A 14,757-nucleotide genomic window follows, 5' to 3' on the forward strand; every position below is an offset into this window, starting at 1 on the left:
GGTGTTTCAGTGGGCGGGTGAGTCGTCGGGGGCGCCGGAACCGGCGATGTCGCTCAGGGCGCCGAGGGTGACGGGCTGGGCGATGGGGCGGCGCGGCGGCTGCTGGGGCTCCGCGGCCAGGCACGACACGGCGTACCCGCAGATGCGGCCCTGGCACCAGCCCATGCCGGGCCTGGCCAGCAGCTTGATCGAGCGGGCGTCGGTGGCGCCGAGCTTCTGCGCCTCGCGTACGCGCGCCAGCGTGACCTCCTCGCACCGGCACACCAGCGTGTCGTCCCGCAGCCACCCCAGCCAACCCGGTTTGACCGGGTACGCCCGCTGCAACGCCTCCGCGAACACCCGCCACCGCTCCCGCCGCCGCACCAGCACTCCGGCGACCTCCCCGGCCCCCGCCGCCTCGCTGGGCGCCGCGGCACCGGCCGATGAGGCGGCGGGTGCGGGGCGGCGGGCGGCGGTGCGGACGTCGGTGACGACGGAGCGGCCGGCGACGCGGCCCTCCAGTTCGGCCAGGCGCCAGCCGCCCACGCCAGTGGGCTCCCCGGCCGCCCACACCCCGGGCACGGTGGTGCGCTGAGCACCGTCGACCTCCAGGACGGGACTGCCGTCCACGTCGTGCCCGGTCCCGCAGCCGAGCTGCACGCCGAGCTCGATCTGCGGCACGAACCCGTGACCCACCGCCACGGTGTCGCACTCCACGACCCGGGTGGCCAGAACGTTCCACCGCCGGTCGAGGCGGGCCACGGTGACGGACTCCACCTCGCGCTCGCCGTGCGCCGCGACCACCGCCTGCCGCGTCAGGTACGGCACCCGGTGCCGGCCCAGGCTCAGCGCGTACCCGGCGGCCTCACCGGCCTTGCCCAGGGCGAGCATGGGATGCCTGGCCAGCCCGAGACCGCCGTTGGCCTCGAGCACGCCGAGCACCCGCGCCCCGGCCGCGGCCAGCCCGGCCGCCACGGGCAGCAGGAACGGCCCGGTGCCGGAGACGACGATCCGCCGGCCCGCCACGACGCCGTTGCCCTTGAGCAGCGCCTGCGCCCCGCCCGCCGTGAGCACGCCGGGCAGGTCCCAGCCCGGGAACGGCAGCGGGCGGTCGTACGCCCCGGTGGCGATCAGCAGCCGCCGCCCGCGCAGGGCGACCGGCCGCTCGCCCCGCGCGTCCGCCGAGCCGGCGGTGCCGGGTGAGCCGCGTGTCACGCAGTGCACCGTCAGGTCGCCGTCCGGCTCGCGGGAGACGCTCCACACCTGGTGGCGCAGCAGCACGTCGGCCCGTTCCCCCAGGGCCCGCGCCTGCCTCAGGAACCGGTCCAGCCCGGGTGCCCTGCCGGGAACGGCCGGATGACGGAAGTACTGGCCGCCGAGCCGCGCCGAGGAGTCCACGAGCGCCACCCGGAGCCCCGCCAGCGCCGCCGTGAGCGCGCCCGCCACCCCGGCGGGCCCGCCGCCGACGACGACCAGGTCGTACGTCACAAGGCCATCGGCTCCGCGATCGCCGGTCACGCCGTCCGTCACGAGACCGTCGTCCCCACGCTTCCCGGCCATCACGACGTCGTCACCTCGTCCCCGGGCGCCGCCTCGGCCAGGCAGGCGCGCTCGGGCGCCCGCCCGTTCACCGAGACCAGGCAGTCGAAGCAGACCCCGATGCCGCAGAACAGCCCGCGGGGCCGCCCGCCGAAGCGGGTCGTGCGCCACGAGCGCACGCCGGCCGCGTGCAGTGCCGCCCCGATCGTCTGACCGGGCACGACCGGCACGGACCGGCCGTCGACCGTGATGTGGAAAGTCACTGGGACTCCAGGGGAAAGCGGTCCGGGCGGAAGGGGCTCAGGTCCAGGTCGGGCCGGTCGCCTGTGAGGACCTGCGCGAGCAGATGACCGGTGGCCGGGGCGAGCCCGATGCCGGCGCCCTCGTGCCCGCACGCATGGTAGAGCCCCGGCACGCGGGGGTCGGCGCCGATGACCGGCAGGTGGTCGGGGCAGTACGGCCGGAACCCGCAGTACGACCTGATGGCCCGCACTTCCCGCAGCGCGGGGAAGAGCGCGACCGCCTGCGCGGCCAGCCGGGCGAGCACCGGCACCGACGTCGTCCGGTCGAACCCGACCCGTTCCCTGCTGGCGCCGATCAGCACGGTGCCCGCCGGCGTGCCCTCGACGACGGCCGACGTCTCCAGCCCGGCCGAGTCGCTGGCCACGTTCGTGACGTAGGCGGCGGTGTAGACCTTGTGCCTGATCAACGGCTCCCGCAGCGGTTCCGTGACCAGGATGAACCCGCGCCTGGGCAGGACCGGCAGGCGCACGCCCGCCAGCGCGGCCACCTCCCCGCCCCAGGTGCCCGCCGCGTTGATCACCGCGCCGCCGAGCACGTCACCGCGCGTCGTGCGCACGCCGGTCACGCGCTCCCCCGACCGCGTGAATCCGGTCACCTCGACGCCGAGGCGCAGGCGCAGCGTGCCGCGGCCGTAGCTGTCGGCGCCGTGCCGGAGCAGACTGGCGGCGGCCAGCATGGGCTGGACCTGGGCGTCCCCGGGGTAGTACACGCCGCCGGCCAGGCCGTCCGCCAGGTGCGGCTCGTAGTCGCGCAGCGCGCCGGCGGGAACGACGGAGTGCTCGACGTCCTGCTTGGCGGCCAGGTCGGCGAGCTGCCGCCGGACCTCGGGGGTCTCGGCGACGACCAGCCCGCCCTTGGCCTCGAACTCGAACCCGCCGTGCTGGGCCAGCGCGCGCCAGAGCCGGTTGGACAGCACCGCCAGCTCCAGCTCTGGGCCGGGCTCCTTGTCGGACACCAGCACGTTGCCCTCGCCCGAGCCGGTCGTGCCGCCCGCCACGGGGCCGCGGTCGAGCACGGTCACGTCGAGTCCGGCGCGCGCGGCATAGTACGCGCAGGCCGCGCCCACCACGCCCGCTCCGACGACGATGACGTCGGACATCACCACCTCCAGAGCTGTAATATGTCACATACCTTCGCGTGGAGGGAAGGGTCCTCCCGCTTGTCGAGGATGCGGGGTTCCCGCAGGAGAAGCCCTGTTCCCGGTGACGGGACCGACTGGCCGGGCCCGTACCATCGATGACGTGAAACTACCCACGGACCATCCCAACGCTCTCGTGCGCCGCCTGTTCTCCTTCTGGGCGCCGACCACGCAGTCCCTGCGGGGCTGGGCGATGGCCTCCGTGGTGGTCAACGCGGGCATCGCGGTGACCGGCGCGGGCGTGCGCGTGACCGGCTCGGGGCTCGGCTGCCCGACGTGGCCGAAGTGCACCCCGGACAGCTTCATCCCGGTCGCGCACCCCGAGGTGTCGATGCTCAACATGCTCGTCGAGTTCGGCAACCGCCTGGTCACGTTCCTGGTGCTGGCCGTCGGAGCGGCGTGCGTGATCGCGGCCTGGCGGATGGCGCCGCGCCGGCGGTCCCTGGTGCGGCTGGCCCTGCTTCAGCCGGCCGGCGTGCTGGCCCAGGCCCTGTGGGGCGGGCTGGTGGTCAACACCATGCTCAACCCGTTCACGGTGGGCATGCACTTCCTCATCTCGACCGGCCTGATCGCCGCCTGCTGGATGTTGTACGCCCGCGCGGGCGAGGGCGACGGCCCCGCCCGGCGCGTGGTGCACCGCGACGTGCGCAGGCTCGGCCGGGCGCTGCTGGCGGCCGTGTTCGCGCTGCTGGTGGCCGGCGTGGTGGTGAGCGGCACGGGCCCGCACTCCGGCGACGAGATGGCCTCGCGCTTCGACCTCGACATCGAGGCCGTGGCCAGAGTGCACGCCGACGTCGCCTACATCGTCGTGGGGCTGTCGTTCGCGTTGCTGTTCGCGCTGCACGTGACCGGCTCGACGCGGGCCGCCCGCCGGGCGGCGCTGGCGCTGTTCGCGGTGGTGCTGCTGCAGGGCGTGATCGGCTACACGCAATACTTCCTGGCCGTGCCCGCCGCCCTGGTCCTGCTGCATGTCCTCGGCTCGACGCTGGTCTGGATCGCCACGCTCAGGGTCGTCACCTCCCTGCGCACCCGCGAGCCGCTGCCCGCCCCGGCCCACTCCCCCACCGAAGCGCCCGCCGCCGTCTGAGCGGATATGCCAGGGTTGATGGTGAAAGGTCCGCCACTCCCCCACCTATGGAAGGGTGCGCTTTGTTACCAAAAGTCCGCCCCTCTCGGAAGGCGCTGCGCCGTACGTACCAGGGTCTGGTACTGGTCAGCGTGCTTTCCCTCGCACCCATGACGTGGGCCTGGCTCAGCAGTTCGGGGCACCGGGTGGCTGCCGAGGGCGCGGACTGGCTGGCCCGGGTGCCCCAGACGCAGGCCGCGCTGGTGCTCGGCGCGGGAGTGTACGGCACCCAGCCCACACACATGCTGGCCCGCCGGCTCGACATCGCCGCCGAGCTCTACCGCGCCGGCAAGGTGCGGGCCCTGCTGCTGTCGGGCGACAACAGCCGCAAGGAGTACGACGAGCCCACCTCCATGCGCGACTACCTGCGGGCCAAGGGCGTGCCCGACGCGGTGATGGTGCTGGACTACGCCGGGTTCGACACGTGGGACTCATGCGTGCGGGCGCGCAAGGTGTTCGGCGCACAGCGGGTGACCGTGGTCACGCAGGAGTTCCACATGCCCAGGGCAGTGACGTTGTGCCGGACGGCGGGGCTGGAGACGTTCGGGGTGGGCGACGACTCCTCCCGGCGCCTGCCCGCGCCCACCTACGTGTACGCCGCCCGCGAGCTGTTCGCCACCGCCAAGGCGTTCGCCGACGCGAAGCTCCTGAACTCCGACCCGGTGTTCCCCGGCCCGCGCGAGATCTCGCTCACCCGCATCCTGGATCAGCCGGGCGCGCCGGGGGCGTAGCCCGGCGGGGGCGTGCCCCTGGCGACCGAGGGGGCGTGCATCGACGGCACGGGAAAGTCGGCGCGGGCGGTGCTCATGCACTCCAGCAGGGCCCGTTGCTCCTCGTGGAAGGTCTGCTCGTCCACCATGTGGCGGGCGGCCCGCTCGTGCAGCAGCCCCAGCTCGGTGGCGGCGAGCTGGTAGTCGCGCATCGCGCGCAACCCGCGCTTGCCGCCGTGCGCCTTGGCCCACTGCCTGGCCTGGCGGCGCCGGGCGAACGCCGACAGCATGAAGATGTCGGCCTCGTTGACGAGCTTGGTCGGCTCGTACGGCGGCAGGTAGCGCTGGATGAGCGCGACGATGCGCCGCCGGTCCCTGAACACCACGCCGATGAGCACGATCAGCACCACCAGCAGCGTCAGGTAGGCGATCACGAGCCCGGCGAAGCCGCCGTAGGAGGCCAGGCCGTTCCACAGGCCGTGCAGGATCATCGCCCCCGACCAGCCGGCCAGGATGTAGAAGACCCGCTCGGAGCCGTCGCGCCGGGCGGCGTGGGCGACGGCGACGCCGATCATCGAGCTGAACAGCGGATGCGCCAGCGGCGACAGGATCCCGCGCAGCACCACGGTGACGGCCAGCCCTTTGACGCCCGAGGTGGAGAGGGCGGCCAGGTAGTAGCTGACGTTCTCGCTCATGGCGAAGCCGAGGCCGACCATGCTGGCGTAGATGATGCCGTCGGTGGGCCCGTCCAGCTCGGCCCTGCGGAACCTGAGCATGCCCAGCAGCACCAGGCCCTTCATCGTCTCCTCGACCACGGGAGCGCCGAACGTGGCCGCGATGTTGCGTGCGCTGTCCTCCGACAGGTTGACGACGTCCTTGATGTAGTCGAGGTTGAGCGAGTTGACCACGCCCGCGACCAGCACCGCGATGCCCGCGCCCCAGGCGAAGGCGAAGACCAGGTTGCTGCGCGGCTCCGGCTCCATCCGGTCCAGGGCCAGCACCCCCGCCAGCAGCAGCGGCACCGGCGCCAGCGCCAGCGTGAGCGCGATGAAGAACTGCACCGGAGCGCCGTTGAGCACGTCGAACGAGAAGGACACGAGAGCGCAGATGCCGGTGAGGACCAGCCCGATGATCAACGCGAACGACGGGCGGTCCTTCAACACCCAGCGTGGATCACGGGTCGCCATAGGGTGACTTTAACGGATCAGAGTGCCGGGGGCCGTGCGGGTCGGCGCAGTGACGATCAAGGCCGCGGACGCCGTGGTCGACCTGGAGCGTGGTGTGTCCGATCGCGAAGCGGTCGTGCAGCAGGTCGGCGAGGCGGGTGCGCACGCCGTGGCAGTCCGAGCCCTTCGCCACGATCACGTGGGCCGACAGTGTGGGATAGCCACTCGTCACCGTCCAGACATGGAGGTCATGCACTTCCTCCACGTCCGATTCGGCCGCCAGGACCCGTCCGATCTCGTCGGGGTCGAGGTCGCTGGGCGCCGCCTGGAGCAGCACCCGGGCCGAGTCGCGCAGCAGCCCCCACCCGGCCTTGAGCATGAGGGCGGCCACGACGAGCGCGGCGATGGTGTCCGCCTGGCGGAAGCCGGTGAGCCAGACGACGACGCCGGACAGGGCGGTGGCGATGAAGGCGTACATGTCGTTGAGCACGTGCTGGAAGGCGCCCTCGACGTTGAGGCTGCGCCTGTCGGCCCGGGACAGCAACCAGGCGGCCAGCGCGTTGACGGCGATCCCGGCCACCGCCGTGACCACCACGACGGGCCCGGAGACCTCGGGCGGCTCGATGAGCCTGCGCACACCCTCATAAACGAAGTACGCCACCAGCAGGAGCAGCGTCACGCCGTTGATCTGCGCGGAGAGGATCTCCGCCCGCTTCCACCCGAACGTGTACGCCCCGCGCGCCGGCCGGGCGGCGATGCGCATGGCGATCAGGGCCAGCACGATGGCGCTCGCGTCGGTCAGCATGTGGGCGGCATCGGAGATCAGCGCGATCGAGTTGGCGATCACACCGGCGACGACCTCGGCCGCCATGAACCCGACGATCAGCGCCAGCGCCCCGGCCAGACAACGCTTGTCGGCGTCCGCCCCGACCGCGGAACCGTGACCGTGACCATGCCCGTGCCCGTGACCATGCCCGTGCCCGTGACCGTGACCTGCGCTCATCCGGTCTCCTTGAGATGCTCGCGGCTCAGATCGAGCAGCATGCGGACGCCACGTAGCCGTCGAGTCCCGCAACACCTGAAGAGCTATTCACATGTGCACTATAAAAGGACCCGCCGCGGCGGCCAAGCCCGGGGATCAGGTCAGCAGCGGGTCGATGGCGACGGCGAGGAAGAGCAGCGCCAGGTAGGCGTTGGACCAGTGGAAGAAGCGCATGGGCCGCAGGTCGACGCCGGTCTTGCCGGCGTTGAGCCGGGCCAGCAGGCGGTGCACCTCCCACAGGCACATCGCGCCCAGCGCGGCGGCCGCGATCGGGTAGAACAGCGTGGTGCCCGCCACCGGCCACAGCGCCAGCGAGCACAGCACGGTCGCCCACGTGTAGGCGATGGACTCCAGGATGACCCGGCGCTCGGTGGCGACGACCGGCAGCATCGGCACCTTGGCTGCCGCGTAGTCCTCCTTGTAGCGCATGGCCAGCGTCCAGGTGTGCGGCGGCGTCCAGAAGAACACCACGCCGAACAGCACCAGCGGCGCCCAGTCGAGCCGCTCGGTGATGCCCGCCCAGCCGATCATCACCGGCATGCAGCCCGCGATGCCGCCCCACACGATGTTCTGGGCCGTGCGGCGCTTGAGGATCATCGAGTAGACCAGCACGTAGAACAGGATCGCCCCGGTGGACAGCAGGGCCGCCAGCCAGTTGGTGGTGACCCACAGCCCGACCGTGGACAGGACCCCGAGGACGATCCCGAAGATCAGCGCGCCCCGCGGCGACACCTGGTGCCTGGCCAGCGGCCGGCGGCGGGTGCGGCGCATCTTCTGGTCGATGTCGCGATCCACGTAGCAGTTGAGCGCGTTGGCGCTGCCCGCCGACAGGGTGCCGAACACCATGACCGAGATGGACGTCCAGAGCGGTGGCAGGCCGCCTGCCGCGAGGAACATCACCGGCAGCGTCGTGATCAGCAGCAGCTCGATGATCCGCGGCTTGGTGAGCGCGATGTAGGCCTTCACGATCGTGCCGATCGTGCGCGGCGCCTCCACCTGCGGTGAGGGGGCCGTCGCCTGCCTGTTGGTCAGCACCGTCAAGGCGCTTCCAGCCTGTGCGGGGTCAACGCGTAACCTCTGATAAAGAGCGGATCCATGGGTGGGCGCCGGTGACGCCTCTGCGAACAAACAAACTGTAGTCGCAGGGTGGGCCGGTCCGGCCAATGGGGGGCTTGCGCCAGTCATGGACACGCGAAGGTGGATATGGAATTGATCGCCAGCTCCACTCGGTTAGGGTCCCTGTGGGCGGGATAGCCAACAGGTATGACCAATGACAACTAGATTCCGGAGATCGAGCACTTGAGCACCGAACTCGTGCCAGCCCTTGAATGGACCGACCTGGACAAGCAGGCGGTCGACACCGTTCGGGCACTGGCGATGGACGCAGTGGAGAAGGCGGGCTCGGGTCACCCCGGCACCGCCATGAGCCTGGCCCCCGCCGCATACCTGCTGTTCCAGCGTGTCATGCGCCACGACCCCACCGATCCCAACTGGATCGGCCGGGACCGCTTCGTGCTGTCGTGCGGCCACACCAGCCTGACGCTCTACATCCAGCTCTACCTGTCCGGCTACGGCCTGACGCTGGACGACCTCAGGCGCCTGCGCCAGTGGGACAGCCTGACCCCCGGCCACCCCGAGTACGGCCACACGGCGGGCGTCGAGACCACGACGGGCCCGCTCGGCCAAGGCCTGGGCAACGCGGTCGGCATGGCGATGGCCGCCCGCCGCGAGCGCGGCCTGTTCGACCCCGACGCCGAGCCCGGCGCCTCGCCGTTCGACCACCACATCTGGTGCTTCGTCAGCGACGGCGACATCGAGGAGGGCATCAGCCACGAGGCCAGCTCCATCGCCGGCCACCAGAAGCTGGGCAACCTCATCGTCCTGTGGGACGACAACCACATCTCCATCGAGGACGACACGCTGATCGCCAAGTCCGAGGACGTGGTGGCGCGCTACGAGGCCTACGGCTGGCACACCGAGAGCGTCGACTGGACCGCCGGCGACAACTATGAAGAGGACGTCCAGGCGCTCTACGACGCGCTGCAGGCGGCCAAGGCCGAGACCGGCCGGCCGTCGTTCATCCGGCTGCGCACGGTCATCGGCTGGCCCGCCCCCAACAAGCGCAACACCGGCAAGATCCACGGCGCGGCCCTGGGCGAGGCGGAGATCGCCGCGACCAAGGAAATCCTCGGCATGGACCCGGCCACGACCTTCCACGTGACGGACGCGGTGCTCAAGCACGCCCGCGAGGTGGCCCAGCGCGGCCGCGCCACGCACGCCGAGTGGGAGAAGGGCTACGCCGAATGGCGCCTGGCCAACGCCGAGCGCGCCGAGGAGCTGGACCGCATCTCCCACCGGGTGCTGCCGAACGGCTGGTACAAGTCGCTGCCGTCGTTCGAGGTGGACGCGTCGATCGCCACCCGCAAGGCGTCGGGCGAGGTGCTCAACGCGCTGGCGCCTGTGCTGCCGGAGCTGTGGGGCGGCTCGGCCGACCTGGCCGAGTCCAACAACACCACGATGAAGGGCGAGCCGTCCTTCATCCCCGAGGAGTTCCAGACCAAGGAGTTCCCCGGCAACCCCTACGGCCGCACGCTGCACTTCGGCATCCGCGAGCACGCCATGGGCGCCATTCTCAACGGCATCGCCCTGCACGGCGGCACCCGCCCGTACGGCGGCACGTTCCTGGTCTTCTCCGACTACATGCGCCCGTCGGTGCGCCTGGCCGCGCTGATGAAGCTGCCGACCATCTACGTGTGGACGCACGACTCCATCGGCCTGGGTGAGGACGGCCCCACCCACCAGCCGATCGAGCACCTGTGGGCACTGCGCGCGATCCCCGGCCTCGACGTGGTCCGCCCGGCCGACGCCAACGAGACCGCGTACGCCTGGAGGACCGTGCTGGAGCACAAGGACCGGCCCGCCGCGCTCTGCCTGACCCGGCAGAACCTGCCGGTCTACGAGGGCACCAGCGCCGACGGCGTCGCCCGCGGCGGCTACGTCCTGCGCGAGGCCTCCGACGGCCAGCCCAGGGTCATCATCATCGCCACCGGCAGCGAGGTGCAGATCGCGGTGGAAGGCCGTGAGCTGCTCGAGGCGCAGGGCATTCCCACGCGAGTGGTCTCCATGCCGTGTGTCGAGTGGTTCAACGGGCAGGATTCCGCATACAGGCAGACCGTTCTGCCCTCGGCGATCAGGGCTCGGGTCGCGGTCGAGGCGGGTGTCGCGCTCGGCTGGCACCAGTACGTCGGCGAGTGCGGCGAAGTGGTCAGCCTCGAACACTTCGGTGCGTCCGCTCCGTATAAAACCTTGTACGAGCAGTTCGGGCTGACGCCCGAACGTGTGGCGGCGGCGGCACATGCGAGCCTGGCCAAGCTTGGCCAGGAAAAGGGCGAGACGACGGGAAACTGAAGAGACCATGAGCGAGATCCTCAATAAGCTGTCCGGCCAGGGCGTGGCCATCTGGCTCGACGACATCAGCCGCGAGCGCCTGCGCAGCGGCAACCTGGAGCAGCTGATCCAGGAGAAGAACGTCGTCGGAGTCACCTCGAACCCGACGATCTTCGCCGGCGCGCTCAGCAAGGGCGACGCCTACGACGTGCAGCTGCACGACCTGGCCGTACGCGGCGTCACCGTCGACGAGGCGGTGCGCGCGATCACGACCTACGACATCCGCTGGGCCTGCGACGTGCTGCGCCCGGTCTTCGACGCCACCGGCGGCGTGGACGGCCGCGTGTCGCTGGAGGTCGACCCGCGCCTGGCCCGCGAGAGCGACAAGACGGTGGCCGAGGCCCGCGCCCTGTGGTGGATGGTGGACCGGCCCAACCTGTTCATCAAGATCCCGGCGACGCTGGAGGGCCTGCCCGCGATCACCCAGGCCATCGCCGAGGGCATCAGCGTCAACGTCACGCTGATCTTCTCTCTGGAGCGCTACCGCGCGGTCATGGACGCCTGGCTGGCCGGCCTGGAGGCCGCGCAGGCCAAGGGGCTCAACCTGGCAACGATCGAGTCGGTGGCCTCGTTCTTCGTCAGCCGGGTCGACAGCGAGATCGACAAGCGGCTGGACAAGGTGGGCAAGCCGGAGCTGAAGGGCAAGGCGGGCGTGGCCAACGCGCGCCTGGCGTACGCGGCGTACGAGGAGGTCATGAACTCCGAGCGCTGGCAGCGCCTGCGGGCCGCCGGCGCCCGGCCGCAGCGCCCGCTGTGGGCCTCGACCGGCGTGAAGAACCCGGAATACGCCGACACCCTCTACGTCGACCAGCTCGTCGCGCCCGGCACGGTCAACACCATGCCGGAGAAGACGCTGGACGCGACCGCCGACCACGCCAACATCACCGGCGACACCGTGCGGCCGTTCTACGAGGACGCCTGGAACGTCATGGCGGCGCTCAAGGAGGCCGGCGTCGACTACGACGACGTGGTGAAGCTGCTGGAGGAGGAGGGCGTGCAGAAGTTCGAGGCGTCCTGGAACGAGCTGCTCGAGAGCGTCACCAAGAACCTGGTTCCGTGATGGAGGTGCTCTACCGCGACGGAGGGGTGGCGTCGGCCGCCTCCTCCGTCGCGGGGCGCCTCGTCGCCGACGGCGTGCCCGCGCGGCTCGCCGCCGGCGACCCCACGCTGTGGGGTGAGGACGCCGAGGCGCGGGCGGTGCCGTTCCGCGTCTCTCGCGAGTTGCTGCCCGGCCTGGACGAGCTCGTGGAGCATGCCCGCGCCGCAGGGCTGACGAACGTGGTCCTGGCGGCGACGGGCGGCCCCGCGCTGGCCGCGGAGGTGATCTGCGACACCGCGGACGTGCCGCTCACCGTGCTCGACACGACCGATCCCGGCCAGGTGCGGCGCGCGCTGGGCGAGCCGCTGGAGTCGACGGTCCTGGTGGTGGCGGGCTCGGCCGTGGAGACCGACTGCGTGCTGCGGATCTACGAGGAGCTGTTCGCGCGGGCGGGCCTTGCGCCCGCGGACCGGATCGTCGTCGTGGCCGACGCGGGCTCGCCGATGGAGCGGCGGGCCGTGGACGCCGGCTACCGCGTCGTGCCGGAGGGCGGCCGCGATGCGGCGGCGCTCGGCGGCGGCGCGGCGGCGGGCGGATGGGGTCCGGCGCTGTCGGCGGCCGCGCTGGTGCCGAGCGCGCTCGCGGGCGCGGACGTCGAGCGGCTGCTCGACGAGGCCGAAGAGGTGCTGCCGTTGCTGTCGCGCGACAGCGGCAACCCCGGGCTCGACCTGGGGGCGGCGCTCGGCGGCGCGGCGCTGGCCGGGCGCGACAAGCTGCTGCTCGAAGACCAGCTGTCGTCCATCGCCGGACTGCCCGACTGGATCGAGCAGCTCGTCGCGGAGTCCACCGGCAAGCAGGGCAGGGGGATCCTGCCTGTCGTGGGCGCCGACCCCCGCCGGACCTCGGACGAGCTGGTCGTCGCCATCGAGTCGGACGTGGGGGACCTGCGCGTGGACGGGCCGCTGGGCGCGCAGTTCCTGGTCTGGGAGTACGCCACCGCCGTCGCGGCCCTGCTGCTGGCGATCGATCCCGGCGACCGGCCGGACGTGGCCGAGTCCGAGGGCAACACGACCGCCCTGCTGACGTTGCCCGACCTGCCCGCGGGCGCGCCCACGCTGGTGGACGGCCCGGTCGAGGTGTACGGGCCGGCGGGCGCCAAGGACCTGCAGGGCGTCTTCTCCGACCTGCTGCACGCGATCCCCGCCGACGGCTACCTGTCGGTGACCGCCTATCTGGACCGGCTGGCCGCGTTCGACGCGCCGGTGCCCGACGGGGCCGACTTCGAGCAGATGACCGACGCGTGGATGATGGCCGACCCGGCCACGCTGCGGGCGCTGCTGGCACTGCGTACCGACAGGCCGGTGACGTTCGGGTGGGGTCCGCGATTCCTGCACTCGACCGGCCAGTACCACAAGGGCGGACCCCAGAACGGGGTGTTCCTGCAGATCACCGGGGTGGTGGCCGAGGACGTCGCGGTCCCCGGCCGGCCGCACACCCTGGGCCGGCTCCAGCTGGCCCAGGCGCTCGGCGACCTGGAGGCGCTCGCGACGCGCGGCCGGCCCGCCGTACGCCTGCATTTGACCGACCGCGCGGCCGGAGTCGCGCACCTGCTCGCAGCCGCACAGGAGGTTTGAGATGACAGACCCGGCAGCACCCCCGGAGGAAGCCGTCACCGCGGAGGAAGCCGTCACCGCGGCGGCGGCCGTCGCGGGCACCGCTACCACGATGGACGTGGTCGCCGCCAACCCGCTGCGGGACCCGCGTGACAAGCGGCTGCCCCGCGTCGCGGGACCCTGCGTGATGGTGTTGTTCGGCGTGACCGGTGACCTGGCCAAGCGCAAGCTTTTGCCGGCGATCTACGACCTGGGGAATCGGGGGCTGCTGCCGCCCGGCTTCTCGCTGGTCGGTTTCGCCCGGCGGGACTGGAAAGACCAGGATTTCGCCCAGCTGACGCATGACGCGGTCAAGGCGCACGCGAGGACGCCGTTCCGTGAGGAGGTCTGGAAGCAGCTGCTCGAGGGCATCCATTTCGTCCCGGGCGAGTTCTCCGACGACGGGGCTTTCGACGCGCTGGCCATGGCGCTGGCCGAGATCGACCAGACGCGCGGCACGGGCGGAAACTACGCGTTCTACCTGTCGGTGCCGCCGAAGTTCTTCCCCTTGGTGGTGGAGCAGCTCAAGCGGACGGGGCTGGCCGACGCGCCCGACGGGTCGTGGCGGCGCGTGGTCATCGAGAAGCCGTTCGGGCACAACCTGCAGTCGGCCCACGAGCTCAACGAGATCACCACGTCGGCCTTCCCGGAGAGCTCGATCTTCCGGATCGACCACTACCTGGGCAAGGAGACCGTCCAGAACATCATGGCGCTGAGGTTCGCCAACAACCTCTACGAGCCGATCTGGAACCGCAGCTTCGTCGACCACGTACAGATCACGATGGCCGAGGACATCGGCATCGGCGGGCGCGCGGGCTACTACGACGGCATCGGCGCGGCCCGCGACGTGATCCAGAACCACCTGCTCCAGCTCCTCGCGCTGGTCGCGATGGAGGACCCGACCTCCTTCGAGGCCCAGGCCCTGCGGCGGGAGAAGGAGAAGGTGCTCAAGGCCGTGCAGTTGCCGGCCAACCTGGGGCTCAACACGGCACGCGGGCAATACTCGGCGGGCTGGCAGGGCGGCCAGAAGGTCGTGGGCTACCTGCAGGAGGACGGCATCTCCGCCGCCTCGACCACCGAGACGTACGCCGCCATCAAACTGGAGATCGCCAACAGGCGCTGGGCGGGCGTGCCGTTCTACCTGCGGACCGGCAAGCGCCTGGGCCGGCGGGTGACCGAGGTGGCGGTGGTGTTCCAGCGGGCGCCGCACCTGCCGTTCAGCAAGGACGACGTCGAGATCCTGGGCCAGAACGCGCTGGTCATCCGGGTGCAGCCGGACGAGGGCATCACCGTGCGGTTCGGGTCGAAGGTGCCCGGGACGGCGATGGAGGTGCGCGACGTGTCCATGGACTTCGCCTACGGCGAGTCGTTCCTGGAGTCGTCGCCGGAGGCGTACGAACGGCTGCTGCTCGACGTGATGATCGGCGACCCGCCGCTGTTCCCGCATCAGCGGGAGGTGGAGCTGTCGTGGAAGATCCTCGACCCGATCGAGGAGTTCTGGGCCACGCAGGGCCAGCCGGAGCCGTACGAGTCGGGTTCGTGGGGGCCGGAGTCGGCGAACGCGATGATGGCCCGCGACGGGCGCGTGTGGAGGAGACTCTAGTGACCGAGCGAAG

12 protein-coding genes are annotated in these 14,757 nt (G+C 71.5%); 6 read left to right on the forward strand and 6 right to left on the reverse strand.

Annotated features, from left to right (window positions below; translation table 11 throughout):
* Nucleotides 1–6: 6 nt before the first annotated feature.
* The 3 genes from ACIBX3_RS27175 to ACIBX3_RS27185 are packed head-to-tail and all read right to left on the reverse strand — an operon-like array spanning nucleotide 7 to nucleotide 2,920.
* Entirely contained in the window at nucleotides 7–1,539 is a 1,533-nt protein-coding gene (locus tag ACIBX3_RS27175) for an NAD(P)/FAD-dependent oxidoreductase (protein WP_397121635.1), read from the reverse strand.
* Entirely contained in the window at nucleotides 1,539–1,781 is a 243-nt protein-coding gene (locus tag ACIBX3_RS27180; protein ID WP_397121637.1) for a (2Fe-2S)-binding protein, read from the reverse strand. Before ACIBX3_RS27180 ends, ACIBX3_RS27175 begins: the two co-directional genes overlap by 1 nt.
* Entirely contained in the window at nucleotides 1,778–2,920 is a 1,143-nt protein-coding gene (locus tag ACIBX3_RS27185) for an NAD(P)/FAD-dependent oxidoreductase (protein ID WP_397121639.1), read from the reverse strand. Before ACIBX3_RS27185 ends, ACIBX3_RS27180 begins: the two co-directional genes overlap by 4 nt.
* Nucleotides 2,921–3,062: 142 nt before the next feature.
* Between ACIBX3_RS27185 and ACIBX3_RS27190 the strand changes: the two genes are divergently transcribed.
* Entirely contained in the window at nucleotides 3,063–4,046 is a 984-nt protein-coding gene (locus ACIBX3_RS27190) for a heme A synthase (protein ID WP_397121641.1), read from the forward strand.
* Between the two features lie 149 nt (nucleotides 4,047–4,195).
* Nucleotides 4,196–4,816, forward strand: a complete 621-nt coding sequence (locus ACIBX3_RS27195; RefSeq protein ID WP_397121643.1) for a vancomycin high temperature exclusion protein — start codon at nucleotides 4,196–4,198, stop codon at nucleotides 4,814–4,816.
* On the opposite strand, the gene ACIBX3_RS27200 is transcribed toward ACIBX3_RS27195, so the two are convergent.
* The 3 genes from ACIBX3_RS27200 to ACIBX3_RS27210 all read right to left on the reverse strand — a co-directional run bounded on the left by ACIBX3_RS27200 (nucleotide 4,792) and on the right by ACIBX3_RS27210 (nucleotide 8,044).
* Nucleotides 4,792–5,982, reverse strand: a complete 1,191-nt coding sequence (locus ACIBX3_RS27200; protein WP_397121645.1) for a PrsW family intramembrane metalloprotease — start codon at nucleotides 5,980–5,982, stop codon at nucleotides 4,792–4,794. The genes ACIBX3_RS27195 and ACIBX3_RS27200 overlap by 25 nt on opposite strands.
* Complete coding sequence (locus tag ACIBX3_RS27205; protein ID WP_397121647.1) at nucleotides 5,969–6,964, reverse strand: cation diffusion facilitator family transporter; 996 nt, start codon at nucleotides 6,962–6,964, stop codon at nucleotides 5,969–5,971. Before ACIBX3_RS27205 ends, ACIBX3_RS27200 begins: the two co-directional genes overlap by 14 nt.
* 135 nt (nucleotides 6,965–7,099) lie before the next feature.
* Nucleotides 7,100–8,044, reverse strand: a complete 945-nt coding sequence (locus ACIBX3_RS27210; protein ID WP_397121649.1) for a heme o synthase — start codon at nucleotides 8,042–8,044, stop codon at nucleotides 7,100–7,102.
* 336 nt (nucleotides 8,045–8,380) lie between these two features.
* On the opposite strand from ACIBX3_RS27210, the gene tkt reads away from it, so the two are divergent.
* From tkt to zwf, 4 genes are all read left to right on the forward strand, one after another.
* The gene (gene tkt / locus ACIBX3_RS27215; RefSeq protein WP_397121766.1) at nucleotides 8,381–10,411 is read left to right on the forward strand and encodes a transketolase; all 2,031 of its coding nucleotides are present in this window, start codon (nucleotides 8,381–8,383) and stop codon (nucleotides 10,409–10,411) included.
* A 7-nt stretch (nucleotides 10,412–10,418) separates the two neighbouring features.
* A complete protein-coding gene (tal, locus tag ACIBX3_RS27220) occupies nucleotides 10,419–11,510 on the forward strand; it encodes a transaldolase (RefSeq protein WP_397121651.1) in 1,092 nt (363 codons plus the stop codon).
* A complete protein-coding gene (locus ACIBX3_RS27225) occupies nucleotides 11,510–13,123 on the forward strand; it encodes a glucose-6-phosphate isomerase (protein WP_397121768.1) in 1,614 nt (537 codons plus the stop codon). Before tal ends, ACIBX3_RS27225 begins: the two co-directional genes overlap by 1 nt.
* Before the next feature lie 91 nt (nucleotides 13,124–13,214).
* A complete protein-coding gene (gene zwf, locus ACIBX3_RS27230) occupies nucleotides 13,215–14,744 on the forward strand; it encodes a glucose-6-phosphate dehydrogenase (RefSeq protein WP_397121770.1) in 1,530 nt (509 codons plus the stop codon).
* Nucleotides 14,745–14,757: the final 13 nt, after the last annotated feature.

Origin of the sequence: Nonomuraea sp. NPDC049480 (genome assembly GCF_044465905.1) — a bacterium.
Taxonomy (GTDB): Bacteria; Actinomycetota; Actinomycetes; order Streptosporangiales; family Streptosporangiaceae; genus Nonomuraea.